Raw genomic sequence first — 2,630 nt, forward strand, 5'->3', positions numbered from 1 at the left:
GATAAGGGGGGTGCCGATGCCCCCTTAGTCCCCCCTTAATAAGGGGGGCATCTGAAAGTTTTTAATGCCTACCTACTTATGTCTGTTGAAATTGAACGGAAGTTTCTGGTTAAAGGGGATTCTTGGCGAGCGCTTGCGACCGGCAAGTTGTATCGTCAGGGATATATTCCTACCCAAGATGGATTGACAACTGTGCGAGTTCGTGTAGTTGGAGATCGGGGTTATTTAACCATCAAAGGCAAGACTGAGGGCATTAGTCGCCAAGAATTCGAGTATGCAATTCCCCTAGAAGATGCGGCACTCATGTTAGAAAACCTCTGTAAGAAACCTTTAATTGAAAAGATTCGTCATCGCATTTCTCTGGATAATTTAACTTGGGAAGTTGATGAATTTTGGGGGGATAATCAAGGTTTGATTATGGCTGAAATTGAGTTAGAACAAGAGGATCAAGTCATTACTATTCCCGATTGGATCGGCGAGGAAGTCACGGGAGATGAGCGATACTACAATAGCAATTTACAGAAATTTCCCTATAAAATGTGGTGATTGTAGTATTAATTTTCTCCCAGTTTAACTCTGGGTGGATACGGCTTTTTCTGCTTCGTTTAGCTTATTTGTTACCCGTCGGAGAACGCCATTAATAAAACGATAACCTTCATCATCAGAATAACGTTTTGCTAATTCGATCGCCTCATTAATTGCTACTTTTTGAGGTATATCGAGATAGAGCATTTCTACCACGGCAATTTGCAGGATATCCCGATCAATTCTCGGTAAACGATGTAGTTGCCAATCCACTAAAGCACTGGTTAATTCCTGTTCAATTTCCGCACGACGACGATAGACTGTACCGATTAATTCTAGGGCATATTCCCGCACTTCGTACTGACTAGATAACTGGACAATTTCGGGAAAATCTATCACGGTTCCTAAACGATTAATGGCATTGTGGGTAAGAGAAATTGCTTCTTTTACCATGGTTTGGGCGCTTTTTAGATTTGTTGCCTTAGTATCACTAGCGAGAATCCGTTCATTACCACGACTAATTTCAGCGGCAGCGGTTTCTAAGGTTTCTTGAATTTCGACGGTTAAGGTTCTAACTGCCACTAAAATTAAATCGTTTAAAGTTTGCTGTTCCAGGTTTTCAGGATTGCCTTTAATCTGACTTAAACTCAAAAGGGCAAGTTCTCGAGCAATGCGACGGGGTTGTTGACGGGGAGGCATAGAAATTTAGAAGGAGAGGAAAGAGAATTATACAACTTTATTGATCGCTATACGGTTGGGTTAATTTTTCTCGGCGATCAATTCTTGACTAACATCTATTTTAGCATAAAAGCTGCCAAGATTTAACTTTTCAAGTTTTAATTAGACAAAAGACAATATCTATCTTGAATCTCCCCTAATTTAGTCTCAGCTTCTTGAGCATTAATGGCTAATTGGGCAAACTCTAGAAAGCGTTTTAATTCCTTGCGTAATAAATTCCTTTCTACTTCCCAGGTTTCTCGATCTAAGGTGGGTGGCATAACGATCATATCAAATAAAGTGGCCTGTTTTTTATCGGGATGGGGGCGCAATATTCGCCCGCGACGCTGAATAAATTGTCGAGGATTACCACTACTAGCCAGAATGACTGCGTTTTGAATTGATGGCAGATCTACTCCTTCATCTAAACATCTAATTGCCACTAATCCTTGCAGATAACCCTCCTCAAATTGTTGGCGAATTTTTTCTCGTTCTTCTAGGGAAGTTTCTGCGGTGTAGATAGCAACTCGATAACCTAATTGATTGCCTAACAAATGAGTAACTGCCTCTACCTGACGACGATAATTAGCAGTATAATTTTCTAGATAACCATCCCCACAATAAAACAAAGTATGATCCGTATCTAAACGCTCTTGCATCAGTTGTTGTAAAGCCTGTAATTTATTACTTGCTGAACCAACTAATCGTGATCTTTGCATTAACAAAGCGGTGAGGTTTTCATTACCATTTAAATTACTATTTTTCCGCAAAGTCCAGCCGATTCTTTGGGTTAATTTTGCGTATAATAAAGCCTCATTATCGGTTAATTCAACCAAGACTGGATAATAAAAATAATTGACTAAAGCTCCTTTTCTAATAGCATCACCTAGGGTAAATTCTGGTTGTAGAATTTGTCCAAAATATTCAAGAATAGCGTCGGTTCCTTCCTGATCAAAATATCTTTCAGGAGTGGCAGATAAAGCCAATCTTAGACCTAAAGAACGGGGTAATAATTCTTCTAATCGGGGGGAACCTAAATTATGGGCTTCATCACCAACGATTAAAGTTTTATCGGGAAAAAATTTTATTTGTGATTGAAAACCCTCGCTAATAAAAGTTGAGTTAGTAGTTAAAATAGTGACAAATTTTTGATTACCCGCTTGCACATTATATAATTCTGTGGATAGTTGACTTTGCCATGTATGGACACTTTCGTAGGCTAAAATCGGTTTAAGATTAAATTTTTCCGCTTCTCGTTGCCATTGATTGACTAGGTGACGATAGGGACAAATTACTAATAATACTTGCAGTTCTATCGCTTGGTAAAGTTCCATGGCAATAGCTAAAGCAGTAATAGTTTTACCGCTGCCGGTGGCCATTTTTAAAGT

Annotated in this window: 3 protein-coding genes; 1 reads left to right on the forward strand and 2 read right to left on the reverse strand. The window is 39.2% G+C overall.

The window, feature by feature from the left end:
- The first annotated feature begins 78 nt into the window (after positions 1 to 78).
- Entirely contained in the window at positions 79 to 546 is a 468-nt protein-coding gene (locus IQ242_RS22070; RefSeq protein WP_193961420.1) for a CYTH domain-containing protein, read from the forward strand.
- A 24-nt stretch (positions 547 to 570) separates the two neighbouring features.
- Here IQ242_RS22070 and nusB read toward each other — a convergent pair whose 3' ends face one another.
- Together nusB and IQ242_RS22080 are read right to left on the reverse strand one after the other, a co-directional pair.
- Entirely contained in the window at positions 571 to 1,224 is a 654-nt protein-coding gene (nusB, locus tag IQ242_RS22075; protein WP_193961421.1) for a transcription antitermination factor NusB, read from the reverse strand.
- Between the two features lie 137 nt (positions 1,225 to 1,361).
- A partial coding sequence (locus tag IQ242_RS22080; protein WP_193961422.1) for a DNA phosphorothioation system restriction enzyme occupies positions 1,362 to 2,630 on the reverse strand: 1,269 nt, incomplete at its 5' end.

The organism is Microcystis sp. LEGE 08355 (assembly GCF_015207185.1).
Classification (GTDB): domain Bacteria; phylum Cyanobacteriota; class Cyanobacteriia; order Cyanobacteriales; family Microcystaceae; genus Microcystis; species Microcystis panniformis.

Bases quoted from the DNA above. Each gene is read 5' to 3' on its own strand.
- IQ242_RS22070 (WP_193961420.1), top strand. From the start codon at position 79: ATGTCTGTTGAAATTGAACGGAAGTTTCTGGTTAAAGGGGATTCTTGG.
- nusB (WP_193961421.1), bottom strand. From the start codon at position 1,224: ATGCCTCCCCGTCAACAACCCCGTCGCATTGCTCGAGAACTTGCCCTT.